This window comes from Rheinheimera sp. F8, assembly GCF_001518915.1.
In genome coordinates, this window is record NZ_CP013656.1 from 228,787 (window position 1) to 252,629 (window position 23,843).

At 52.1% G+C, this 23,843-nt stretch carries 19 protein-coding genes and 1 other RNA gene; 8 read left to right on the forward strand and 12 right to left on the reverse strand.

What is annotated here, in order from left to right; translation table 11 throughout:
• Positions 1-106: 106 nt before the first annotated feature.
• From recR to ATY27_RS01150, 7 genes are all read right to left on the reverse strand, one after another.
• Entirely contained in the window at positions 107-709 is a 603-nt protein-coding gene (gene recR / locus ATY27_RS01120) for a recombination mediator RecR (RefSeq protein ID WP_208932303.1), read from the reverse strand.
• Between the two features lie 23 nt (positions 710-732).
• Entirely contained in the window at positions 733-1,059 is a 327-nt protein-coding gene (locus ATY27_RS01125) for a YbaB/EbfC family nucleoid-associated protein (RefSeq protein ID WP_208932304.1), read from the reverse strand.
• A gap of 98 nt (positions 1,060-1,157) precedes the next feature.
• Entirely contained in the window at positions 1,158-3,467 is a 2,310-nt protein-coding gene (dnaX, locus tag ATY27_RS01130; RefSeq protein WP_208932305.1) for a DNA polymerase III subunit gamma/tau, read from the reverse strand.
• Positions 3,468-3,520: 53 nt separating this feature from the next.
• Positions 3,521-4,069, reverse strand: coding sequence for an adenine phosphoribosyltransferase (gene apt / locus ATY27_RS01135; RefSeq protein WP_208932306.1), 549 nt, complete (start codon positions 4,067-4,069; stop codon positions 3,521-3,523).
• Between the two features lie 331 nt (positions 4,070-4,400).
• The gene (locus ATY27_RS01140) at positions 4,401-5,135 is read right to left on the reverse strand and encodes a putative DNA-binding domain-containing protein (protein WP_208932307.1); all 735 of its coding nucleotides are present in this window, start codon (positions 5,133-5,135) and stop codon (positions 4,401-4,403) included.
• Positions 5,135-5,968, reverse strand: a complete 834-nt coding sequence (locus ATY27_RS01145) for a DUF692 domain-containing protein (RefSeq protein WP_208932308.1) — start codon at positions 5,966-5,968, stop codon at positions 5,135-5,137. The genes ATY27_RS01140 and ATY27_RS01145 overlap by 1 nt, the downstream gene beginning before the upstream one ends.
• 1 nt (position 5,969) lies before the next feature.
• Positions 5,970-6,323 (reverse strand): hypothetical protein, encoded by a 354-nt coding sequence (locus ATY27_RS01150; RefSeq protein WP_208932309.1) that lies wholly within the window; start codon positions 6,321-6,323, stop codon positions 5,970-5,972.
• Between the two features lie 280 nt (positions 6,324-6,603).
• On the opposite strand from ATY27_RS01150, the gene ATY27_RS01155 reads away from it, so the two are divergent.
• Together ATY27_RS01155 and ATY27_RS01160 are read left to right on the forward strand one after the other, a co-directional pair.
• Complete coding sequence (locus ATY27_RS01155; RefSeq protein ID WP_208932310.1) at positions 6,604-6,981, forward strand: hypothetical protein; 378 nt, start codon at positions 6,604-6,606, stop codon at positions 6,979-6,981.
• Between the two features lie 74 nt (positions 6,982-7,055).
• On the forward strand, positions 7,056-8,885 hold the full coding sequence (locus ATY27_RS01160) for a tetratricopeptide repeat protein (protein WP_208932311.1): 1,830 nt from the start codon (positions 7,056-7,058) through the stop codon (positions 8,883-8,885).
• Positions 8,886-8,906: 21 nt separating this feature from the next.
• Here the strand turns inward: ATY27_RS01160 and ATY27_RS01165 are convergent, their stop codons facing one another.
• The 3 genes from ATY27_RS01165 to ATY27_RS01175 all read right to left on the reverse strand — a co-directional run bounded on the left by ATY27_RS01165 (position 8,907) and on the right by ATY27_RS01175 (position 17,088).
• Positions 8,907-10,511 (reverse strand): sulfotransferase, encoded by a 1,605-nt coding sequence (locus ATY27_RS01165; RefSeq protein WP_208932312.1) that lies wholly within the window; start codon positions 10,509-10,511, stop codon positions 8,907-8,909.
• Positions 10,512-10,617: 106 nt separating this feature from the next.
• A complete protein-coding gene (locus tag ATY27_RS01170; protein WP_208932313.1) occupies positions 10,618-13,503 on the reverse strand; it encodes a TonB-dependent receptor in 2,886 nt (961 codons plus the stop codon).
• Between the two features lie 606 nt (positions 13,504-14,109).
• Positions 14,110-17,088: a TonB-dependent receptor gene (locus ATY27_RS01175; protein ID WP_208932314.1), complete on the reverse strand. Its 2,979-nt coding sequence runs from the start codon at positions 17,086-17,088 to the stop codon at positions 14,110-14,112.
• Between the two features lie 422 nt (positions 17,089-17,510).
• Between ATY27_RS01175 and dinG the strand changes: the two genes are divergently transcribed.
• From dinG to ATY27_RS01195, 4 genes are read left to right on the forward strand one after another with little or no spacing between them, the layout of a single operon-like run.
• Positions 17,511-19,541: an ATP-dependent DNA helicase DinG gene (gene dinG, locus ATY27_RS01180; protein WP_208932315.1), complete on the forward strand. Its 2,031-nt coding sequence runs from the start codon at positions 17,511-17,513 to the stop codon at positions 19,539-19,541.
• Between the two features lie 2 nt (positions 19,542-19,543).
• Entirely contained in the window at positions 19,544-20,338 is a 795-nt protein-coding gene (locus ATY27_RS01185; protein ID WP_208932316.1) for a TSUP family transporter, read from the forward strand.
• Entirely contained in the window at positions 20,338-20,943 is a 606-nt protein-coding gene (gene priC / locus ATY27_RS01190; RefSeq protein WP_208932317.1) for a primosomal replication protein PriC, read from the forward strand. The genes ATY27_RS01185 and priC overlap by 1 nt, the downstream gene beginning before the upstream one ends.
• On the forward strand, positions 20,943-21,869 hold the full coding sequence (locus tag ATY27_RS01195) for a histone deacetylase (RefSeq protein ID WP_208932318.1): 927 nt from the start codon (positions 20,943-20,945) through the stop codon (positions 21,867-21,869). The genes priC and ATY27_RS01195 overlap by 1 nt, the downstream gene beginning before the upstream one ends.
• Here the strand turns inward: ATY27_RS01195 and ATY27_RS01200 are convergent.
• The gene (locus ATY27_RS01200) at positions 21,866-22,966 is read right to left on the reverse strand and encodes a tryptophan 2,3-dioxygenase family protein (RefSeq protein WP_208932319.1); all 1,101 of its coding nucleotides are present in this window, start codon (positions 22,964-22,966) and stop codon (positions 21,866-21,868) included. The genes ATY27_RS01195 and ATY27_RS01200 overlap by 4 nt on opposite strands.
• A gap of 187 nt (positions 22,967-23,153) precedes the next feature.
• On the opposite strand from ATY27_RS01200, the gene ATY27_RS01205 reads away from it, so the two are divergent.
• Positions 23,154-23,450 carry a late competence development ComFB family protein gene (locus tag ATY27_RS01205; RefSeq protein WP_208932320.1) on the forward strand — a complete coding sequence of 99 codons (297 nt, stop codon included), beginning with the start codon at positions 23,154-23,156 and terminating at the stop codon, positions 23,448-23,450.
• Positions 23,447-23,623 carry a pleiotropic regulatory protein RsmS gene (gene rsmS / locus ATY27_RS01210; RefSeq protein WP_208932321.1) on the forward strand — a complete coding sequence of 59 codons (177 nt, stop codon included), beginning with the start codon at positions 23,447-23,449 and terminating at the stop codon, positions 23,621-23,623. The genes ATY27_RS01205 and rsmS overlap by 4 nt, the downstream gene beginning before the upstream one ends.
• 48 nt (positions 23,624-23,671) lie before the next feature.
• Here rsmS and ffs read toward each other — a convergent pair.
• An RNA gene (gene ffs / locus ATY27_RS01215) (signal recognition particle sRNA small type) lies at positions 23,672-23,768 on the reverse strand.
• Positions 23,769-23,843 lie beyond the last annotated feature (75 nt).

Consider the following 23,843-nt stretch of genomic DNA (forward strand, 5'->3'; position numbering starts at 1 on the left):
TGCCGGGTTCAGATCTGGGGCCTGTCATTTGTTTTTCAAGGGGGAAGCCGCTATCGACGGCGATGGTGGTCAATCAGCAGGTTGATATTTGCAGAGTCGTCCTAGCTCAGAACGGCTTGCGGCCACTTAACGCATAAGACAAAGTGCTGCCGTCGAGAAATTCCAGTTCGCCGCCAACCGGCATGCCTTGGGCCAGACGCGATACCTGCACTCTGTGCTTACGACACAGTTCGGCGATATAAAACGCGGTGGCTTCACCTTCCACAGTTGGATTAGTCGCCAGAATCACTTCTTCGATTTTGCCCTGCCCCAGTTGCTGCGATAAGACATCCAGCCCCAATTCCGCCGGCCCGACGCCATCAAGCGGTGACAACTGTCCCCGCAGTACAAAATAACGGCCGGCAAATAAGCCGGTTTGTTCGATGGCAAATAAGTCCGCGGCACTGGCGACGATACAGAGTAAAGAGCTCTGACCGCGGATCGGGTGCGCACAAATCTGACAGATCTGGCCTTCACAGAAGGTACGGCAGCGCTGGCAATGACCCACTTTGGTCATCGCCGACTGCAATGCAGCAGCAAGCTGCAAGCCTGCTTCCCGATTGCGCTCCAGTAACTGATAGGCCATACGCTGCGCTGATTTCGGGCCTACCGATGGCAGTACCCGTAACGCATCAATCAGCTTTTGCACCAGCGGCGTATGTTTACCCATGTATTACCTCAATATTCTGCACATCAGAATGGCATTTTAAAGCCCGGCGGTAACTGCATACCACCGGTCACAGACGCCATGCGTTCTTTACTGGTTTCTTCAACACGGCGTACCGCATCGTTGATCGCTGCAGCGATTAAATCTTCCAGCATTTCCTTGTCATCGGCCATCAGGCTATCGTCGATGCTGATACGGCGCACGTTATGATTACCGGCCATCGTCACTTTCACCATGCCGGCACCGGCTTCACCGGTCACTTCCAGCCGGGCGATTTCTTCCTGCGCACGCTGCATTTTTTCCTGCATTGCCTGCGCCTGTTTCATGATGTTACCCATGCCACCTTTAAACATATTCTGTACTCTCAGCTGTATTGATAATGGCGGCCAAGATAATCACAAAGCCGCAAAATTACAAGATTACACCCACGCCGAAGACGCGGACTGGTGAATTAAAATACTTCCAGACTATCAGGTAACCATTCACCGGCAAAATCGCGGGTGATGCCGTTTAACGTCGGGTCGTCCTTCAGCACCTGATGGACATAACGCCGGCGCGCCGCATCAATACGCTGTTGCAGCGCCTGCGGGCTGGCCGGGACTTCGTCGACAAATTCGATTTGCACATCAAGCGCCTGACCAAATGATTCAGCCAGCACTGACTGCAATTGCGCACGATTGCGTTCCGAATCAAGATGACGCTGCGTACTGCTGACCTGCAGCGTTAGCTGGTTACCGTCCAGTGACATACTACTGTGTAACAGGAACAACCGCATCAGGCCACCAATGCGCAGGCTGTCGATACGCTGTGCCCAGGCATCGACCTGACTGCTACTGCGTACGGCAAAGTTGCCGGCATGGATCTGACCATCAAACGTCAGGTCGGCATCTGTGTCTGCGACCGTCTGCACTTCAGCGATGGTTTCGCTGGCAAAATCGAGATTCTCCGGCAATTCCGGCACGGCCAGACTTTCCAGTAAAGCATGACGGATCGGCTGCACTGGCGCAGCGCTATAAGATTGTTGCCATTGCCATTGTTCAGTGGATTCGACCACGTCGGTGATGTCTGCCGCATCTACATCGTCTTCTGTCGCGACAACCGCCTCTGCAGGTCTGGCGACTGACACGTCTTCGTCCATCTGCTCATGCTCAACGCCATCATCCGCTTGTAGCGACTGCTCAGGCAATTCATCCCATGGCGGGATATCCGCAGGCTTTGGTTGTACCGGACTCGCAGCAGGTGCTATCGGACCGGGCGCTGCCACAGGGACATCAACTGGTGTTGGTGCAGCCACAGGTGTAGCTACTGCAGGAGCAGTTCTGGCAGGTAATACGACCGGCGCCTGCTGGCGCTCAGACTTTTTTGGTTCGTTCGAAGCCGCCCGCTGCAGACCACGGCGTGCCAGAATACTGGCCGTAACTGAATCGATGCCGCTGCTCGCCACAGATTCTGGAGCCGTTTCAGGCGCCGATATTGTGGCTGCCGTTTCGGATGGCACTGTAACAACAACTGGTTCCACAGTGAGTTGCGCCGTTGGTACCGGCTGTGCGACATGCAGCTGCGGTACTTGCGTTTCCGCTGGTGGCAATGCGACTACGGGTGTGTGCTCTGGCGTCAGATGCGCAGCTGATAATGCCGCTGCGCGGCCGGCACTGACTTCCGGTATCACACCAGCCTTGGCTGGGACAAAGGCGATAGCGCGCAACAACGCCATTTCCAGACCAATTCGTGGCTCCGGCGCAAAAGGCAAATCACGTTTGCCAGATAACAATAATTGGTAATACAGCTGGATCGATTCCGGCGCATGTGTCTTCGCGACAGCCCGGACAAAAGCCGATTCGGTCAACGCCAGCTCGGAAGCACTGAGCTGATATTGTGACAACGCCGCCAGATGCAACAACGATAACATGTCATCTAACACGGCCTGAAAATGGCTGTGGCTACTGACCAGTTGCTGAATATGCGCCTGCATCCCAGATAAGTCGCGATTAAGCACATCCTGCAGCAGGATCTCGGCCCAGCTTTGCTCCAGAAACCCGAGCATTTCACGCACCGCGCCGAGGCGGATATCGCCGTTAGTCTGCGCGATCGCCTGATCGGTCAGACTCAATGAATCGCGTAAACTGCCTTTGGCAGCGCGCGCCAACAATGCCAGCGCTTCGTCTTCGGCAGCAATGCCTTCCTGACTGAGGATATAACTCAGATGCTGTTTAATCTGGCTTTGCGACAGGGCTTTTAAACTGAATTGCAGGCAACGCGACAACACAGTGATCGGCAGTTTTTGCGGATCTGTGGTCGCCAGTAAGAACTTCACATGAGGCGGCGGTTCTTCCAAAGTTTTCAGCAGCGCATTAAAACTGTGTTTAGACAACATGTGCACTTCGTCGATGAGGTACACCTTATAGCGGCCACGGGTTGGCGCGTACTGTACGTTGTCGAGCAGATCGCGGGTATCCTCGACTTTGGTGCGGCTTGCCGCATCTATTTCCATTAAATCGACGAAAAAGCCTTTATCGATTTCGGTACAGGCACTGCAGATACCGCAAGGCGTGGCGGTGACGCCCTGCTCGCAGTTCAGACTTTTGGCAAAGATACGAGCGATGGTGGTTTTCCCCACGCCACGGGTGCCAGTGAACAAATAAGCATGGTGCAGCCGATTTTGGTTCAGCGCGTGCGTCAGTGCAGTTTTGACATGCTCCTGCCCCACCAGCTGGCCAAAATTCTGTGGCCGCCATTTGCGCGCCAGCACCTGATAACTCATGTGTTCACCTTGTCGGAAGTTGCGCCGGCATAGCGCCGGTACGCAGGTCGGGCTTAGTGTCCCGGAAAATCAACCAGACTGTGGATGGTCAGACCCAGCGCTTCAAGACGCTGCTGACCACCGAGATCCGGCAGATTGACGACAAAAGTCGCATCCGTGACCTGACCGCCTAAACGACGGACCAGTTTTGTTGTGGCATCAATAGTACCACCAGTCGCCAATAAATCGTCAACTAACAGGACTTTATCTTCTGGTGCGATCGCGTCCAGATGAATTTCCAAAGTGTCCTGACCGTATTCCAGTTGGTAGCTTTCCGCGATAGTTTCACGCGGCAGTTTGCCTGGTTTACGCACTGGCACAAATGCCACGCCCATGGCATAGGCCAGTGGCGCACCAAAAATAAAACCGCGCGATTCAGTGCCGACAATCTTGGTGATGCCATGGCCACTATAATGCTGTTTCAGATGGTCAATTACTGCAGCAAAAGCGGCGCCATCCTGCATCAGGCTGGTCACGTCGCGAAATAAAATGCCTGGCTTCGGATAGTCCTGTACTGACTTGATGACTTGTTCAAGTAAGCGGCTTAATTCGGTATGCGTCATGAGGAAATCTCTATATTAAATTCGATAAAAAAACCGCCTGCAGGCGGTTTTTCGGTCTGGTCGCTCGGCTTAACCTAAAATGCGCAACCAGGTTACCAGGGGTGGTTGGCACAACAGCAATACAAACACAGCGACGAAGCCTAACAAATGCCACACGCTGAAGGATTCTTTAAAATTCTCGTCTGCCATCGACATCTTTCCAGTGCAAAATAAGGGGGGTCGATTTTAATGAAAAAATCTGGCAATAGCCAGTGATTGTCACGGCGGCCAGGCGCATTTTTATCGGAAAAATCCAGGTCGGAACTGTGGCGACCGATACCGGCACTGAAGGCTAGATTTCGGCCGCAGCAGTGACAATGCCGCGCATGGCAAAATCGGTCAATAAAGGCGTCACCTGGGCCAATAACTGGTCGCGGTTCCATTGCGGAACATAAGGCTGCAACCAAGCAAGATAAGTGCTGATTTGCTGACCCGGTGCCGCCAGAATTAGCTGCAGCATAGCGCCGCTCCAGACGTCTAGTTGCAGAAAACGGACGTTATCAGCATCGTCACGGTACAGCAATACAAACACCGGTTGAGTTGCCGGCGCTGCCGGCTGAAAGCTTACAGAAATCTGCTGTACCGGGTATTGGTAACAACACAATCTCGTCAACGGGGCCAGCATCAATGCGCTGTCCGCGTCAAACTGCCAACCCGGCGCGACTGTTGCGACATCAGTTGCCAGCGCCAGTTCCAGCCATTCATATTCGGCCAGTTCCAAAGCAAAACCAGGTAACTGCTGAGCGACCTGCGGTAACCAGTGCAAAAATGCTTCGGAGATATGAAGAAAATAGGGACTGTGCAAAGGCTGTTCTTGGAAAAACTGCCGGCAGAGCGCCTGCCATTGTTGCGCCGGAACTATCGACAACAATACCGGAAACGCACTGCTGATAAAATTCTGCAGATTATTAAAAAACAATTCTTCGTAGACGGCCATCCGCGCCGGTCGCATGCCCGCCGGCAAAGGCGCAGTCGGGTCTTTGATGCGGCGGATAAAGGCCAGCTGTTGCTGCTGAAAATCCTGCATCAGGCTGCACCACTACTGAGGCGTAATGCTTGCTGCTGGATCTGGCGGATCTGCGCCAGTTCTGCCTGCAGGTCAGCAAAAGGGGGCAGATTAAAATCGCGCTCCAGTAAAGTCGGCTGCACGCCATGGACAGCATAAGCTTCTGCTAACAAAGCCCAGACCGGATCGTTGACATCACTGCCGTGGGTATCGATCAATAAGTCAGCGCTTTGGCGTAAATGGCCGGCAACATGGCAATAGCGCACGCGTTTGGTCGGCAAGCCGCGCAAAAATGCGCTGGCGTCATAACCATGATTGACCGAATTGACATAAATATTGTTCACATCGAGCAGCAAACCACAATCCGCACGATCCAGTACTTCACAGAGAAATTCCAGTTCAGACAAAGTCGATGCCGGCGTGTCGTAATAGGAGATATTCTCCAGCACCAGTTCCTGCTCCAAAATATCCTGCACCTGACGGATGCGGGGGACCAGATAATCGATGGCTTCAGGGCAAAAAGGCACCGGCATCAGGTCGTACAGATGCCCCTGCCCCGAACAATAACTCAGATGCTCGCTGTACAAATGCACCTGATGCTGGCGGAAAAACTGTTTCAGCTGATGCAGGAAGACCAGATCCAACGGATCTGGTCCGGCAATAGACAACGACAGACCGTGGCAAATCAGCGGATAATGCGCCGCGACCTCAGCAAACTGGCGTTGCAACCGGCCACCAAAGGGGATCCAGTTTTCTGGTGCCACTTCAATGAAATCGATACCTTGCCCACCTTGTTGCAACGGGGCCAGCAGCTCGCGCCGCAGGCCCAATCCCACGCCCTGTAACGATGGCATCTTAGTTCATGCCGCCGCATTTACCTTCTTTGGCTTTGTCAGTGCTGGCTTTTTTATCACCACCACATTTACCTTCGCCACATTTACCTTCTTTGGCTTTATCGGCGCTGGCATCGGCTTTTTTGCCCTCACCGCATTTACCTTCACCACATTTGCCTTCGCCGCATTTGCCTTCTTTGGCTTTATCGGCACCGGCTTTTGGGTCTGCCGCCTGTTGTGCTGCGCCGTCCGGCGACTGCTGATAACCAGAAGTCAGTTCAGTTGCCTGAAACGCCTGAGCGGTGCCACTTAAACCGGCCAATGCGGATAACATCAGGCCACCTAAGGCTGCTTTGACTTTTTGCTGTTGATTCATTTGCTAAATCCTTCTGTTGTTGGGCAAATTATTTTTCTACCGGTTTATTGCAACCGATATCACACCAGACCGACGGCACTGGAATTTTCTTTCGCCGAGCATAGTAAAATTTTGCCACGACCGGAAGATCAGCTTGGCCACCAACGGGGATTTAACGGGGACCAGCGGCGACACAGAAAAAAGCGGATCAACTGCCATCAGCTTTGATCTGTATCAGCACAGCGACCGCAAGGATAGGCCACACTGCAACCTCAATCGTTTTGTCACCGCTGAGGATGTTATGCCTAAGTCTCTCATTCCGGAATTACGTGGTCAGTTACAGCAGGAACTTCAGCAACTGCGTCAGGACATTTTCGCCTACCTGCAACGTGACCATGCCGGCGAATTTGACCATTTATTATTACAGCTGGAACATCAGGCACTGAGCCACTGGCCTGAACTGCTGCAACATTGGCTGACACCTGAGCTGGAACAAAAAACGCGCCGGCTGGAGCTGGTGCAGGCGGCGCTTAGTCAGATGGATATGGGCCTGTACGGGCTGTGTTCAGACTGTGAAGCCAGAATCGAACGCGAACTGTTACAGCAAGATCCGGCACGACAGCGTTGTGCCCGCTGTGAACGGCAACAATACGACAGCAAAAACCGGCTGACCAGTTAGGCGCACCAGGGCTGGCTGCCCCACCACTCTTTCTGGTAATTTAGCGACATTCAGCATTGAACTCAGTTGTCCTTATGCATGCTCAGCAATATCTTCAGGCTGCGGTCAGCGCCTTCAGTCAGGGTCAAGCTGACCGCGCCAGTCAGCTGGCGACTCAGGTGCTGCGGCAAGTACCGGAACAACCCGACGCGCTGCATTTGCTGGCGCTTTGTGCCCGCAGCAAAGGAGAGACCGATACAGCTTTGCAATGGTTCAGACGCAGTCTGGCTGCAGGTCCGGCCCAAAGTGCGGTCTGGTCTAATTACGGTAATTTATTACAGCAGCTGGAACGCATGGATGAAGCCGAGCAGGCTTATCAACGCGCCTTGCAGCTGGCACCAAAGCAGGCTGATAGCTGGCTGAACGCCGGGCTGTTGTCGTTACGTCGCCAGCAACCGGCTGAGGCGCTGCAACGCCTGCAGCAGGCACGACAATTACGGCCGGACGACAGCCGTGTCTACCCACCGCTGGCTACCGCGCTGGCACAATCAGAACAATCCGGACCGGCCATTCAGTTATTGGATCAGGCGCTGCAGCGCTGGCCAGATCAGGCCACTTTGTTATGGCAAAAAGCGCAGCTGTTGCGTGAACAGCAGCAGCCTGCAGCGGCTTTAGCGCTTGTCAGCAGGTTAATCACGTTATCCCCGTTGCAGGCTGACCTGCATTTTATGCTGGGTTGCCTGCAACATGACCTGGGGGATGATCAGGCAGCTGAGCAGGCATTGTGTCAGGCGATCGAGCTTCAGCCGCTACATATCAGCGCACATGAAGCATTAAATCAGCTGTACTGGCAGCAACAGGACCAACAACAGTTTTTACAGTTAAGCCTGCAGATATTGGCACAACAACCTGCAGCGCTGTCACTACGCTACTGTCTGGTGACCTTATTCATCCAGGCCGGACGCGATGCTGAAGCGACCGCGCTGTTACAGCAGGGTTTGCAGATCCACGGCCGGCAAAGTGACTTATTACATGCGCTGGGCGTGCAGGCGGCCAAACAAGGTGATTTATCACAGGCCGCAACGCTGACTGCAGAAGTGCTGGATCTGGCCACAATACCATTGCCTTTGCGCGTCCGTGCGCTGATTGATGCAGCGAACTATGCGATGCGCACGCAACGTCTGACCGACGCAGTCCACTATTTACAGCAGGCCCGGCAGTTAAGCCCGTTGGATCAGGAGATCTGGGCCTATCTGGGCACTTGCTGGCGTTTACAGGGCGATGCCAAAACGCACTGGCTGAATCATTATGATCAACTGATCGATGCCCGGCCTCTGCCTACCCCGCCGGGCTATCAGAGTCTGGACGAATTCCTGACGCAGCTCATTCCGGTGATCGAACGTCTGCATACCAGCACACGGCAACCGCTGGATCAAAGCGTGCGGGGCGGCACCCAAACGCTTGGCCGTTTACTGGCAGATCCACATCCGCTGATCCAACAGTTCCGCGCTGCATTGGAGCAACGGATCAACGAGTACCTGCAACGGTTACCACAAGATCCTGAGCATCCATTGCTGAGCCGGAACAACGGCCAGTTCCGTTTTTCCGGCAGTTGGTCGGTACGCCTGAATAATCAGGGTTTTCACACCAATCATGTGCACCCGCAAGGCTGGTTGTCAGCTTGTACCTACCTGACTTTGCCCGACTGCATCCGGCCGGATGACCCAACACGTCAGGGCTGGTTAAAATTGGGCGAGACGTCGTTATTACTGGGTGAGCAAGAGCAAGTGGCGCGGGCGATTTGTCCAACGCCGGGGCTGGTGGTGTTATTTCCGAGTTTTGTCTGGCACGGTACTTATCCGTTCCAGGCCAGCAGCGTCAATGCGCACCGAATGACCGCACCTTGCGATATTATGCCGGCCTGAACAGCATCTACAGCGCCGATGTCAACACGGGTTGCCATCGGCATCAATCAGCCCTGCCGCCAATAACCGTTGCCGCACCGGCGCCAGCTCATCGGCAAATGCCCGCCATTTCTGTACCGATTTTTTATGGATCGGCTGACGCACCTGCGCCGCACTGGCAGTGGTTGACGCCGATTTCGCCTGATGGAACTGCAGCAAATCGTCCTGCCACGGCAAATCACACCATTGCAAAATGCGTTTGGCCTGCACTTCTGGCTCGGCAACCATTTGTTCATAGTGCACGTCGAGAATTTGCCCAGGCAATACCTGGTGCCAATGCGCCATCAGCTTTTTATACTCGATAAAATAATCGGCCAGCTCATCCAGCTGGTAAGAAAATGAATACACCTGATTAAATAACGTTTTATAAACAGCAAAACAGGTATCGAGCGGGTCACGCACCAGATGAATGATGCGGGCCTGTGGCAGCGCCTTTTTAATTAGACCAGCATAGATAAAATTAAACGGCAGTTTGTCGATGAAAATCGGCTTGCCCTGCACCATGTCAGCGGCCTGGCGTAAATAACGTTGTCCCAGTTCGGCATAATCGAGCTGTAATGCGGCCTCAACCCGTGACGATACGCCTTTGACCTGCTGCGCCAGTGCGCCGACTTCCAGCGGAAAATCCGGGAATTCGCCAATCGAAATCACATCCGGATGTTGCCCCAGAATACGCTCTACCAATGTGGTGCCGGTGCGCGGCATACCGAGAATAAAAATTGGTTTGAGCGATGTGCGCTCTGCAGAGCTGACACTGTCTGTGATGGTCCCGGCAAAAAACTCCGCAGTAAAATGCTGCCGCATCGCGGCAAAAGTAGCGAACTCACTGCGAGCATCGTAGTTTAATTGTTGCCGTTTCCGGCTCGCGGCCTGGCGCAACGCCACAAATGCTGCAGCATACTGCCCGACATCTTCCAGCTCTTTGGCCAGCGCATAACCCGCGCCAACCGCATCTTGTGGCGTCAGTGCGGGCGCGGCCAGCCGTTGCTGTAAATCGGCAATATGATTGTCAGAATCGCTCGCGATGCGGGCAGCCGAGCGCAAATGCAGCACATTACCGGCCAGTGGCAGCTTGTGCAGCACCTGCGTCAGATTTTGTCCGGCTTCTGGCATCTGGTTCAGGAAAAACTGTGCCAGCGCCAGATCAAAACGCAATGCGGCATCCTGCGGTTGCCACCGCACAGCTTGCTCCAGCCAGGGTAAGGCCTGCGCCGGATCATCCAGTGCACTGAACACTGCGGCTACAGCCCGGTAAAAACCAGCATCCGCCAGTGGTGCTTTGGCGACTTCAAGCAAGGCCTTGCGACAGTCACCACGCCGACGCTGTGTCAGGTAAAACTGCGCCATCCGCAATGCCACCGCACTAACATCAGTATCAGACTGGCAGATCCGGGCAAACAGTTGGTCAGCCTGGGCAAACTGGCCACGGGCCAACGCCAGCTCCAGCGCTAACACCCGCCACTGCGGATGATCCAATCGATGCAGCTGCAGGAAATCAGCCACCAGCGCATATTGTTGTTGTCGCAACGCTTGCCATGCGCGCGGGGCGAGCTGCAGGAATGCCTGCAGTTGAAGTTCGTTGCTCATGAAAAAATCCGGAAAAAATGAAAATGCATCGCTACGGCTGAAATTCCGCGATATTAATCTATAAAAAAAGCCGGCAAAAGCCGGCTTTTTCAACGTTCAGCTTCGATTAGAAGCGAACTGTTACGCTGGCGTGCAGGTAACGACCCAGAGTGTCGTAGTAACCTGATACGGTGTTCGCGTTGGTAGACAGAGTCAGACCCACCATTGGTGGTTCTTTGTCCAGCACGTTGTTCACACCGGCCAGTACGCTGACATGGTCGTTCAGGTCAAATGAACCGACTAAGTCCAGGTAGCTCTGTGCACTGATGCCGTTAGGGATCAACTTATCAGTAGTACCTTCGTAGTCCACTTTGCCATAGTAACGCCATTTCGCAGTCGCTGCCCACCAGTCACCCGTGGTGTAGCTGGCTGACAGAGTGTGACGCCATTTTGGCTGAGCGAAACAGTCGACGCTGACATTGCCTGAACAGTCATAAGTTGCGTCGGCATTGCCAGGCAGCTCTTCATATTCTTTCTTCAGGTTGACAGAACCGATCATCTTCACAGTCAGCTTGCCACCGAACACTTCCTGTTCGTAGTTAGAACTAACATCCACACCTCGCCAGTGACGACCACCTAAGTTGATGTTAGTCGCCTGAATATAACCAGCAGTACCTAACCACAGGCTGCCGTTTGGTGCGCGAACCACATTGTCACAGAAAGCGGCAATACCAGTCGCGGCACATTGATCAACAGTTAACTGAGCAGATACGTTACCGATCACGTCTTCCAGCTGGATGTCCCAGTAGTCAACAGACAGGTTCAGGTTGTCCAGTGGCTGACCGACGATACCAAAAGACATGGTGTCTGCCATTTCTGGTTTTAGTTCCAGGTTACCGCCGAAAATACCGTTGTACTGACCTGCCGGGCTTGCCTTAATTTTGCCGTATTGAGCCGCCGTTACACCTGTCCGGGCGCACGCATCAGCTCCCAAAGCCGGCGGGACTTCTACACCGTTAACCGTTCTGTTCGCACAAGGATCTACACCGCCCCACAGTCCATTAGTTTGCGGTAGAAACAGTTCGCCAACGTTTGGTGCACGGACAGCACGGTTGTAGCTGGCACGGATTTTCCAGTCATCCACTGGTGTCCAGTCCAGTTCGGCTTTGTACGTTGGTTCGCTGCCTGACGTTGAGTAATCTGAATAACGACCACCCAGACCTAATGTCACGTCTTTGAAGATACCAACTTCTTCGATCAGTGGGATGCTTAATTCACCGAATACTTCTTTCACGGTGTAACCACCTTCAATCGAAGGAGTTTGGCCGCCCTGTCCCAACAACAGGCCTTTTTCGAACACTTCGTCCGCAGTACGTTCGAATTTGTTTTCACGGTGTTCAACACCGATAACTGCAGCGACTGGCATTGAGTGTGAAGGCAGGTTAAAGCCCAGCTCACCAGAAGCAAAACCGTTCAGGATAGTTTCTGAAGTCACACCTTTCATGACCGCAGTACCTGTCAGATTACCGGCTTGCGCACCAGTAATACCTTGGTATTTAAACACTTGGTAAGGGATACATGAACCAGTACATGGATCAGCACCTTCAGCGCCTAACGCCTGAGCGATACGCGGGCCGAAGAAGTCGTTCAGGTAAGCCACACCAGAAGTGGTTACACCGTGCTGGAATGACAGGTCATAAGACCATGTATCGTTGATGATACCTTCAGTACCTGTTACAACGCGGAATGAGGTGTGTTCCAGGTCTGACTGACGTGGGCCACCTTCAACGTTCCGTTTACCGATGTAAGCAGCGATAGTGTCAACACCTGCACCGAAAGCAGTACGGAACTGAGTACGCTGGGCATCACTGAACAACGGGTTGTTGATATCTAAGTGATATTCTTCCGCGTAGAAAGTACCTGATTCAGCAATCTGTGCCACAGTACGGTCGTTCATGAACGACACTTCTAAGTACGGACGAACATATTCGCTGATTTCATAGTTGGCGAACGCACCTAAGGTGTAACGCTCATCCGGACGCATGAAGTGGTTGATTGGCGCGTAGTTGTAGATGTTGCCAACTGACGGAATGAACTGGCTGCTTGAGTTCAGCGTCCAGAACTGTTCTTTGTTGTAGTCAGTTTCGCCACCAACAACCGGGTAGAAGTAGAAGTTTGGCACTACTGCGTTACCAGAACCACCACACGCGGTACCAGCATCGTTCAGCGCACAAGCTGAGTAGTCACGGGCTTCCTGACGCAGTTCATCAACCTGACGCCAGGTCGCATATGCAGTGATATGGCCTTTAGAACCTAATGAACCACCCATAGTCAGGTCGATATTACCGGTTTTACCGTCAATACCTGAGCTTCCTGTAGGGTACTCAAACTTACGTTTGTCCATCAGACCCTGAATGTATTTGTTGTCGTTGTCATGTTGGTAACCTGAACCACCTAAGGTCAGTTCCATACCTTCGAAATCTTTTTTCATTACGAAGTTAACAACACCGGCAACCGCATCCGCACCGTAAGTGGCAGAACCACCACCGGTCAGCACTTCTACGCGCTCAACCAGGGCTGAAGGGATTTGGTTAACGTCAGCTGCACCGGCGTTGTAGATACCGCCTGGTTGCAGACGACGGCCGTTGACCAGCACTAATGTACGCTGAGCACCCAGACCACGTAAGTCCAGAGTCGCGTTACCAGAAGCGCCGTTGGCCTGGAATGAAGTTTCTGATGCTTCAATTTGCGGCAGGCTGTTCATCAAATCTTCGATTTTGGTGAAACCTGACAGCTTGATGTCTTCCGCAGAAGTGATTTGTACCGGGCTTGCAGTTTCAATGTCGGTACGTTTAATCCGTGAACCTGTAACTTCGATACGTTCTACTTTGTCTTTCGCTTCTTCAGTTTGCTCTTGAGCAGACACAGCAGCTGAGGTAAAGGCTGCTGTTGAAGCTGCGCCGAATGCAAGGGCAATACGCACGGCATTTGCTGTTTTATTGTTACTAAACATTATTATCTCCCTGGACCACTTAGCAGTGATTTTGTTGTCTGTAAGTCAACTGGCATTACCCGCCATACTGGTAGTTCGGGCAATTTTTTCCGCTATGCACGGAAACTGACCACTGGATAATAAGAGTATTTTTTTAAACGGGTCAACCGCTTTTACACAAATTCCTCAAGCGCTTTGCAGATGTAGGGAACTTATCGCAAAGCCAGTAGTCGTGCCGCCTCCAGGGAATATGCATAAAATCGAATAAAAGGAAAACAACAAGGGTCTTTTATGTTTTTCTAATGTTAATTAGAGGTGTTCATTTGGTAAATTACGGCCTTTTAGATGTGCCAAAATGAAATTATCTTCGATCTGACTGTTTGCCTGAAATTTAACCGCGTAAAAAAAACAGTACAGGTTAAATCTGTATAATGTTGTTACAATTCTGAGATCAAAGCGCTAAATTTCTTGCTTGTGACTGGTAACAGTTCTTATTGCGCTATTTATGCGCACCCACGTGCCGCCAGATAAATCGTCAACTTATTGCCGTACCGCACGCTCTGTAACACAACCCCAAAAAAAAAGCCGGCATCAGCCGGCTTTTTCAACAGTTCCGTTCAGTACTGATTAGAACTTCTGAGTGAAGCTCACGTAGTAGAAACGACCTGGTGTACGATAGTTCGGGTCGAAAGAGTTCGCGAATGCTGAGTAAGCAACCGGTGGTTCTTTGTCGAAAATGTTACGCACACCAACTGAAATATCGCTGTTCCATGGTGAAGTCCAGCCGATTTGACCGTCGAAGTACACAGTCGCTTTCAGCTCGTTGGTTGCCCAAGCTTCATTTGGAACTTCTTTTGGCTGTCCATTGGACAGGGTATAACCCATGCGGGTACCGTCTGGGTTTGAACACAGATTTTTCAGTGCTGGTTGTTTCAGACTATTGGCCACACCAATAACCAGGTTACATTCTTCGGTCAGTTTGCCCAGGTACTGAGCAGTGACTGACGCGTTCCAGTCATCTTTGCTCCAGGTCAGAGTCGTATTTGACTTCAGACGGTAAGAAGTACCACCACCAGAGAAGCCTGGTTGCAGACGACCAGAAGTATTACCACCAGACAGAGAACCATCCAGAGTCAGCTCGCCACGTTTCAGCTTGCCCAAAGAACCATCATAAATCACATAAGCGTTATCGTTGTTAATGCGCCAGGTACCGTAGTCAGTGGTGAAGCGGTAGTCGATGTTCAGGTCGACACCTTCAATGTGCGAACCACCTTTAAAGTTCTGGTTGGTCAGCGCCATAAAATCAACTTCGCCGATATTGGCGTTCAGCGCACCAGTTTTGTCACGGGTTAACAACTGACAGTACTTGGCATCACCTTCTTTATAGCAACCATCAAATACACGTTGTGCAGTGTATGAGCTTACTGCATTGGCGATTTCGATTCTGTACCAGTCTAATGTCAGGCTCAGGCCGTCGATAAACTCTGGGCTATACACCACACCACTCGACCAGGATTCAGAAGTCTCTGGCTGCAGATTTGGGTTACCACCCACTTTTGCCTGGATTTGTGGCAGTTTTTGCACAAAACCAACTGGTACACCGGCCGCGGCACAACGTGCTGCAACATCAGCAGCAATTGGTGCTGAGCCAACTGGTGGCGTTGAACATGGATCAGAAGCAGTTGGACGCGAGTCGTTCATGCCCTGATACAGTTCCTGAATAGATGGTGCCCGGAAGCCTTCGTTAAAGCTGGCGCGGAACATCAGTTCAGACGTTGGACGGTAAGTCAGTTTATAGCTGCTGTTAGTGGTGTCACCAAAGGTAGAATAATCTGAATAACGGGTAGAAACTGACAGGTCCAGACTTTCAACCATGGTCATATCTGCCAGTAATGGCAGGTTTGCTTCTAAGTAAACTTCTTTCAGGCCATAACCACCTTTGGTTGGGGTTGCAGCGTTATCACCCAATACCTGACCTAATACAGTCAGCGGCTCTGGGCTGGTGAAACCAGATTCACGACGGATCTCAGTACCGGCAGCAACCTGCACCATACCAGCTGGCAGTTCAAACAGGTCTGTAGTGATGTTCGCCGAGTAGTCCCACATTTTAGCGTAAGCCAAATCACGCGGTGCTACTGATACATAATCCAGCATCGCCTGTGTTACACCTGTTGGACCACCAAATACGTTAAATGGCACACAGCCCGCGATTGGCGCTGCAACAGTACCACAAGTCGGTACACCTTGCGCGTTCAGGAATGATGGTCCAACCGCCGTTGCAAAACGTGTTGAATGGAAGAAACCTTCTTTCAGTGCAACAAACGAGTTATCTGAATAAGTCGCTGCAGCATCCCAGGTGAAAGTGCGATCAGCCAGTTCAAATTCACCATCTAAGCTGGTACCAAAACGCCAGGTATCCACTTCAGCACCATAGACGCGTGGAGATACGATAGGACGGAAACTACCACCGGTGATCTGACGGTCAGCTGGATTAGGCAACGCCTTAAGGATGTCCCGGAATGGGTTGTACATGTTATCAGGAGAAATAACTAAACTGCCCAAAGGCTGCGCAGCGAGCTGGGCCTCTGATGTGCGCTCGTTAAACAGTACTTCAGTTTTCCAGTTCAGGGTATCCGTGATGGCATAACCACCTTGCGCATAAAGCGACAGGGTTTCTGACGGCTGTTGAATATAGTTCACAGGTGCAAAGTTATAACCGTCGATATTGCCATCATAAGCGCGGAAGTCAGCTACCGAAGTACAGACTTTGTTAGCAACACAACCGGTTTTTCCTTCAGGCAAAGTATATGAAATTTTGTTACCTGCTGGACCAACCGGGAACTGACCATATGGAGTAGTAGGTGAAGCACGACCGCCGCTGACAGAAACGTTTGCTGGCAGACCATAGATAGGCACTGAAGAGATCTCGCGATCGCCGCCCATGATTGGCTCTTGTTTGGTGTAGCTAACGTTGATCAGTGCGTTTGACTTCTCGGTAGAAGTACCGAAAGTTGCTGAATAAGTTTCGCGCTTGCCGTCTTCATAAGAAGTCTGACCGTTGTAGGCAGACACTTCAGCGCCGTCAAAGTCGTTTTTGGTGATGATGTTAACAACACCACACATTGCATCTGTACCGTAGATTGAAGATGCACCATCTTTCAGAATTTCTACAGAGCGAATTGCAGCCAGTGGGATGGTTGACAAGTCAACTGCGCCGTTCAGATCTGCCACCCAGCGACGGCCATTAACCAGCACCAGCGTGCGGTTTGAAGCACAGTTACGCAGGTTGACGCGCGATGCACCACCCGTGTTACCGTTGTTGGTTTGTAAGCCTAAAGCGGCACCGTTGGTTGAAATTTCTTTTAATACGTCACCGACGCTGACCAGACCTGAACGAGAAATGTCTTCCTGGCTGATGGCCAGAACTGGTTGTGCAGTTTCCATATCAGTACGTTTGATACGTGAACCTGTGACTTCAATCCGTTCTACTTTTTTCGCTTCTTCAGTTTCCTGAGCCACAACATTGGTGCTCAGTGCAGCTGTAGAGGCAGCACCGAAAACCAGTGCCAATCGAACCGCGTGGGTAACTTTGGTATTTGTAAACATTGATTTTTCTCCCTGGACCACTTAAGGAAAGTGATTCTATTTGTAAAGTTAATACCGGCGTATTAACGAAAAGTATCGGGACTTAACACAATACTGGCAGCATAAATATCGGATTTTTTTTTTGCGGTCAATGCATTTACCGGGAACTTCATCACATCAAAAGGGTCAGGCTATCCATTCTTACATTTGTAAACAAAAGCAAATTCACCACCACTCACCCCACATTTATATTCATATACAATCACTTACAATCAGCAAATACACTGAAAAAAATCAATTTTTCATGCGTTTATTAACATTTGTAGTGCTATTAATTTTGTCGCAAATCACTGGTCTGATCATCGTCAAACGGCGATTTAGTTTGCAGCATGGCCATTCAGCGCATTAAACTGACAGCACTGTACTTTCATACAGATCTTTTTATGCTGAGCGACGCGCTGAAACAACAAATCCGTTCCATTCACCAACAGATGAAAGCTAACCTGCCGGGCTATCAGCCAAGGCCTGGACAAAATCAACTGGTTGCTGAAATGGCGAACATTCTGGCGGGCAGTTATCACAACCACGACCGGATTGGTTTGATTGAGGCCGGCACTGGCACTGGTAAATCACTGGCGTATCTGATGGCCGCCATTCCATTGGCGCTGGCACAGAAAAAAACCTTGGTGATTGCAACCGCAACAGTGGCGCTGCAGGAACAGCTGGTGAATAAAGATTTGCCATTCTTCCAAAAACATAGCGGTATCGATTTCCAGTTCAGTCTGGTCAAAGGCCGCCAGCGTTATGCCTGTGTACAGCGCCTGCAGCAACAAATTCAGCAACCTGAATTATTTGCGCAGGCGCAGCTCGGCCAGTTTGCCAGTTTGCTGGAGAGCTGGAAAAACCGCAGCTGGCTGGGGGATCGCGATTCATTGCCCGAAGCTTTACCGGAAACCAGCTGGCAATTGCTACAGGCCGATGCCTATCACTGCCCACGTCAGCACGCTGCGCACCGCAACTGTCCATTTCATCTGGCACGTGCTGAAATTGATGACAGTCAGGTGCTGGTGGTGAATCACGCCTTGTTATTGGCCGATCTTGATGCCGGCAGTAGTGTGTTGCCAGCCCCCGAAGACTGCATTTATGTCATCGATGAGGCCCACCACCTGGCCGATGTAGGCCGGGATTATTTCTCGGCCCGCGCCTTACTCAGCAGCGAAGCCAGTCTGTGGCAGGATAAAGTGCAAAAACTGAAGCAAATGCTGAACAAGCTGTTGCCACAACATGCGGCCATTGGCGAGTTACTGCGGCTTGCTGACGCGACCGATGAATTTTTTGGTCACTATCAGCCGGTGCAACGCCAGATTGCAACGCTGTTCCGCGCTGCAGCCGGTGATGAACCGCATGTCAGGTTCGCCGATGCGATATTGCCGGATCTGCTGCAACGCCAGGCCGAGCCACTGCGCGACAGCAGCCAGAAAGTGCTGACGTCCATCGACAAACTGTTTCAGTTACTGCTTGAAGTGGCCAATGACGGCAAACTTTCCACCAGTTCGTTAGCCAGCCTGCAGCAGGAACTGAGTCAGTTACAGCAAAAATTCAGTAGCCAGGCTGAACTTTGGGCCTGCTGGAACCAATCACAACAACATGTCAGTCAGGCGCGCTGGCTAGAAGCGGACGCCCAGCATATCAGCGGCCATGCTTGTCCGTTATCGGTCAGTTTTCAGCTGGAAGACTTGTTATTTAGTCAGGCTCAGGCCGTGTTGTTGTGTTCTGCTACTTTAAAAACGCTCGGCAGTTTTGAGCATATCAGCCGCGAGCTGGGCCTGACCGAACACCCGGGTCTGCGCCGGCTGGAAGTCGCTTCGCCTTTTGCATTTCGCGAGCGTGGCCTGATCCACATTCCGCGGTTGAACACAGAACCAACCGCAGACGCTTTTACTGACGAACTCTGTCGTCGTCTCGCCGGTTTTTTACAGCCTGACGCTGGCAATCTGGTGCTATTTGCCTCGTACTGGCAGATGGAACAGGTCGCCGCAGCTTTGCGCCAACAAGGACTGAGCCTGTTAGTCCAGGGCGAAGCCAGCCGGCAGGCGCTGCTCGAGCTGCATAAAAGTAAAATTGAAGGCGGCAGTGGCAGTATTTTATTCGGTACGCAGAGCTTTTCTGAAGGGCTGGATTTGCCGGGCAAATTGCTGACCAATCTGGTGATCACCAAATTACCCTTTGCCGTGCCGACCTCGCCATTTGAAGCGGCCATGGCAGAAGCTATTACTAAACGCGGCGGCAATGCCTTTCTGACCCTGACGGTACCGGCCGCGGCACGCAAACTGGTGCAGGCCTGTGGTAGACTGCTGCGCCAGGAACAGGATTATGGCCGGATTGTGATCCTCGACCGTCGGCTGGTCAGCAAATCTTATGGCAGCGCCATGTTAAACGCGCTGCCGCCCTTTCAACGTCAGATAGATGAATAGTCATGGAAGTATTACTGGAGCCTGATGTCCTTGCGCCCGCCACGCTGGCGTTGTTATGTGCCGTCGCATTATTGGCTGGTTTCATCGATGCGATCGCCGGTGGCGGCGGTCTGTTAACAGTGCCGGCGCTGCTGACCGCTGGCTTGCCACCGCATCTGGTGCTGGGCACTAATAAGCTGGCAGCAACTTTTGGCTCGCTGACCGCCTCATATACCTATTACAAAAAGAAGTTATTTGATCCGCAATTCTGGCGCCATGCGCTGCTGACGACCGCTATCGGTGCCTGTATCGGCGTGCTGGTTGTGGACCAGATCAGCAAAGCCGCACTGGAAAAAGTGTTGCCACTGGTGATTTTAGCCGCGGCGATTTATAGCTTGTTTGCCAAAGTGCCGGCGGATCATCAACAGCAGTTACCGCAACAAAACCGCCAACATATCTGGACGCAACGGATCCAGGGATTCAGCCTCGGCTTCTACGACGGCATCGCCGGGCCTGGCACCGGGTCTTTCTGGATGGTATCCAGCATGGCGTTGTATAAAATCAACTTATTGCTGACCAGTGGCCTGGCCCGCACGATGAATTTTGTCTCCAACGGCGTCGCGTTGCTGACCTTTGGCCTGCTCGGCCACATTCACTTTAAACTGGGCATTGCGATGGGCCTGTGTATGATGGCCGGCTCCTATCTGGGTGCCCACACCGCTATCCGGTTTGGCAGTAAGTTAATTAAACCGTTGTTTATTCTGATGGTAATGGCGATCGCGCTGCGTTTGGTCTGGCAGCAATGGGGCCAGCATTAATGTCAGCACTCAGCCTGCTGCAAAAGCTTGATCAACAATTACTGACACTGGCGGCCAAAGCCGGCAAGCTCGATCAGCATTTGCCGGACTGGCAGCAACGCGATTGTTTTTCCAGCCAGTTGTTTCAGACGCGGTCACGCCATTTGCTCGACTATGTGCAGGAAAGTATGCAGCTGTGCCAGCGCATCAAAACCTATCTGGATAAACCGCAAGCCCTGCAATCGCAACAAATGTTGTGTGAAAAACTGGCGGCACAGGTGCAGGCACTGATGCAGGCGTTCTCCAGCCAGGATGTACGGCAAAAAGAACAGGCGCCGAAATGGCGCGCTGCGCGCAGTAAAACCGCACCGGCCACAGTGGCGAGGCATCAGGCCGGACAGTTACTGGCGCAACTGGGCGGTACCGCACAGGCGATGCATCAACAGTTGGCCGAATATCGCGGCTTTGAGCGCCGCCTGCAGGAAATGGTGCAGGAATCGGCGCAGCAGCAACAAGCGCCGGCCGTGCAACTGGCTTTACATGCCAGGCTCGGTCGCTGCCGTAAAGCCATCAGTGCACTGGAAGCCGAGATCCAGTGGTATGAACAACGCGGACGTAAATCCTGATGCTGCCGCTGGTCTACCACGAATGCTACAGCGATTTAGTGTTACCAGAGCGGCATCGCTATCCGATTGGCAAGTACCGTGCGCTCTATCAGCATTTATTGCGGGTTGGTGTGCCGCAAGCCTGGTTTGATCTGGATGCGCCACCGGCAACCCCGACACAACTTGCCCTCGTCCATCAAACACAATATATCGATGCGTTGTGCCATGGCGCACTCGACAACAAAGCGATGCGCCGGATTGGTTTTCCCTGGTCGGAATTTTTACTGCAGCGTAGTTTGCAATCAGTCGGCGGCACTGTCCGCACTATGCAGTTAGCACTTGAGCACGGCATCTCATTGCATTTAAGTGGTGGTTATCATCATGCTTTTGCTGAAGAAGGCGCCGGTTTTTGCTTGTTTAACGACTTAGCCGTTGCCGCCAAAGCCGCACTGCAGCAAGGTGTTGGCAAAGTACTGATTTTCGACTGTGATGTGCATCAGGGTGACGGCACTGCCCTGCTGTTCGCCGACGAACCGGACATCATCACGGCATCGCTGCACGGCGAGAAGAATTTCCCGGCACGCAAACAACAATCCAATTGGGACATTGCGTTAACGACGCACTGTGGCGACGAAGATTACCTGGACGCGGTCAAAACCAGTCTGGATTATTTATTACATCTGCATCAACCCGATTTGGTGTTATATGACGCCGGTGTCGATATCCATCAGGATGATGATTTAGGCCTGTTGCAGGTCTCCACAACAGGCGTTTTTCAGCGTGATGCTTTTGTCTTTGAGCGCTGTCGCGCCTTAGAGATCCCGGTTGCGGCAGTCATTGGCGGCGGTTATCAACGCGATATCAGCAAACTGACTGCAGTGCACAGCCAGTTATTTCGTGCCGCTTGCGCCGTCTATGCGCCGGCGCAGCCGTTGAATTGGAATTAGACCGGATCCCCGGAGAAATAGAACCCGAGCTGACGGCGCACCGGAGCCGGTAACAAGGGCAGACTGGCCTTTGGTACCAGGAAAGTGGCCATATGGAACAGGTCCGTGAAAATCCGGTTTTTCTCGGTGGTGCGTTTCAGATAATCATGGCCACTGGAACCACCAGTACCAATTTTGGTTCCAAGCATCCGCTGCACCATCATCGCGTGTTTGTAACGCCAGATCGTCAGATTTTCGTCGATTTCGGTCAGGCAGGTCAGTACCTGAAATGGCAAATTAAACACCGGCTCTTCCTGATACAGGCTGATAAACAAAGCACCGAGCATCGCGCGCTGGCTTAAGCGGAAACTGCCTTGCTGCTGCAGCTCCGCATATTTGTCTGCATCCAATAAAGCACTGAATTTGGCGCGGGTGCGCTCAATCTCATCCAGCTGCAGTTGCCGCTCCGGCGCTGCCAGTGCGGCAATAGATTCAACGGTTTGCTGATCCTCATCGAGCATCTGTGCCGTGACCTGCTGGTACATCTGCCAGAAACTGAAATCGCCAAATTCCAGAAATGGCATCCGCTCCAGCCAGGCTTGCACGCGTTCAAATAACGATGGCAAGGTTTCAAAGCTCTGCAGAAACTCGCGGTCTTTGTCATTCAGGCGGTTATAAAAGGAGTTCTTGTCAAAATCGATGCGGAATTCACTTTTCAGGCCCAAACCTATTTCCAGCATCTTAAACTGCACGGACTGGAACCCAGAGGCCGGCACCAGATAATCACGAAATGACATAAAATCCTGCGGCGTCATCGTCTCCATCACACCAATCTGCTGGTTTAACAGCTGCTGGATGGTGATCACCCGTTTGAGTTTATGTACCACGCCGGTCAGTTGCTGGTCATGGATCACCGGTTCAGCGAACACGGTCAGCACCGCTTTTAACTCATGCAGAATTTGTTTGAACCAGAGTTCGTACACCTGATGCACGACGATAAACAAGGTTTCGTCATGCGCTTCGTTGCCATAACGGGCACTTTCCGGCGCTTGTGCCGCCAGGATTTTGTCGAGTTGCAGATAATCGCCGTAATAGCAGGGAGTGGTATTTTTTTGCATTTTTATTATTCCGGCCCTAGGCCCTGAGGAAGACGGGCTAGTCTAACTTGAGCATCAACTTCTGTCAGCTGGCAGACCTGCGGCAGCGACGCTGGTCAGTCCGGTGGCGTTTTTGCCAACTAATGGTTATGCTGGGTCGATACCGGCTGCCTGCAGGCAGATTTAACCCAACTCGCGGGAGTAGTTGATGAAATTACATGACGATATCCATAATTATTATGAAAAACTGATGCTCGATCACCTCAGTGAACTGGGACTCAGCGATGACCACGACAGTGAATACCTGGCCGATTTGTGTTGTATTGTGCTGAATCAGTTGCCATGTAAATACATTCGTTATGAAGTAGATATGGCATTTTACCTGCCACAAACCGAACGATTTGAAATGGTGACGCGGGTGCAGGATGCCGTCAGCAAAGCGCGTGCTTTTCTCGACAGCCCGGACAACAAAAAAATCGATCCGGTTGCCCCAACCGAAGCATGACAACAGACCATCCATCAATCGATCAAGCGCCGCCAGCAGTGCAACTGGCGGTCGACCTCATCATGCTGCTGGAACAACATCAGCTTGACCCGGCCGTTGTGCTGGCCGCATTGCCCATAGTGACCAGAGACTTTCAACGCAAGTTGCAAAACCAGCAACAAGCGCAACAATAAGCTGTCACAGCTGATTTCAAATAAGTTTCAGGGGAATTTGGGTGGTAGCCTTACCAGCCACATCCCGGCACATAGATCATTCGCTGCGGCTGCTTCCTTCCGGACCTGACCGGGTTCACGAACTACTATTGCGGGAGGACCAATAAGGCCACCATAGTGTTGCTGACAGGCGTCAGCAATGAGTGCGGCGGCATTATGCGCAAAAGCGCTTTAGCCTGCA

Excerpts from the sequence above, each read along its gene's own strand:
- priC (WP_208932317.1), top strand. The coding sequence starts at position 20,338 with ATGTCAGCACTCAGCCTGCTGCAAAAGCTTGATCAACAATTACTGACA.
- ATY27_RS01200 (WP_208932319.1), bottom strand. The coding sequence starts at position 22,966 with ATGCAAAAAAATACCACTCCCTGCTATTACGGCGATTATCTGCAACTC.
- rsmS (WP_208932321.1), top strand. The coding sequence starts at position 23,447 with ATGACAACAGACCATCCATCAATCGATCAAGCGCCGCCAGCAGTGCAA.
- ATY27_RS01175 (WP_208932314.1), bottom strand. The coding sequence starts at position 17,088 with ATGTTTACAAATACCAAAGTTACCCACGCGGTTCGATTGGCACTGGTT.
- ATY27_RS01195 (WP_208932318.1), top strand. The coding sequence starts at position 20,943 with ATGCTGCCGCTGGTCTACCACGAATGCTACAGCGATTTAGTGTTACCA.
- ATY27_RS01160 (WP_208932311.1), top strand. The coding sequence starts at position 7,056 with ATGCATGCTCAGCAATATCTTCAGGCTGCGGTCAGCGCCTTCAGTCAG.
- ATY27_RS01145 (WP_208932308.1), bottom strand. The coding sequence starts at position 5,968 with ATGCCATCGTTACAGGGCGTGGGATTGGGCCTGCGGCGCGAGCTGCTG.
- dinG (WP_208932315.1), top strand. The coding sequence starts at position 17,511 with ATGCTGAGCGACGCGCTGAAACAACAAATCCGTTCCATTCACCAACAG.
- dnaX (WP_208932305.1), bottom strand. The coding sequence starts at position 3,467 with ATGAGTTATCAGGTGCTGGCGCGCAAATGGCGGCCACAGAATTTTGGC.
- ATY27_RS01150 (WP_208932309.1), bottom strand. The coding sequence starts at position 6,323 with ATGAATCAACAGCAAAAAGTCAAAGCAGCCTTAGGTGGCCTGATGTTA.
- apt (WP_208932306.1), bottom strand. The coding sequence starts at position 4,069 with ATGACGCATACCGAATTAAGCCGCTTACTTGAACAAGTCATCAAGTCA.
- recR (WP_208932303.1), bottom strand. The coding sequence starts at position 709 with ATGGGTAAACATACGCCGCTGGTGCAAAAGCTGATTGATGCGTTACGG.
- ATY27_RS01170 (WP_208932313.1), bottom strand. The coding sequence starts at position 13,503 with ATGTTTAGTAACAATAAAACAGCAAATGCCGTGCGTATTGCCCTTGCA.
- ATY27_RS01205 (WP_208932320.1), top strand. The coding sequence starts at position 23,154 with ATGAAATTACATGACGATATCCATAATTATTATGAAAAACTGATGCTC.
- ATY27_RS01140 (WP_208932307.1), bottom strand. The coding sequence starts at position 5,135 with ATGCAGGATTTTCAGCAGCAACAGCTGGCCTTTATCCGCCGCATCAAA.
- ATY27_RS01155 (WP_208932310.1), top strand. The coding sequence starts at position 6,604 with ATGCCTAAGTCTCTCATTCCGGAATTACGTGGTCAGTTACAGCAGGAA.
- ATY27_RS01185 (WP_208932316.1), top strand. The coding sequence starts at position 19,544 with ATGGAAGTATTACTGGAGCCTGATGTCCTTGCGCCCGCCACGCTGGCG.
- ATY27_RS01165 (WP_208932312.1), bottom strand. The coding sequence starts at position 10,511 with ATGAGCAACGAACTTCAACTGCAGGCATTCCTGCAGCTCGCCCCGCGC.
- ATY27_RS01125 (WP_208932304.1), bottom strand. The coding sequence starts at position 1,059 with ATGTTTAAAGGTGGCATGGGTAACATCATGAAACAGGCGCAGGCAATG.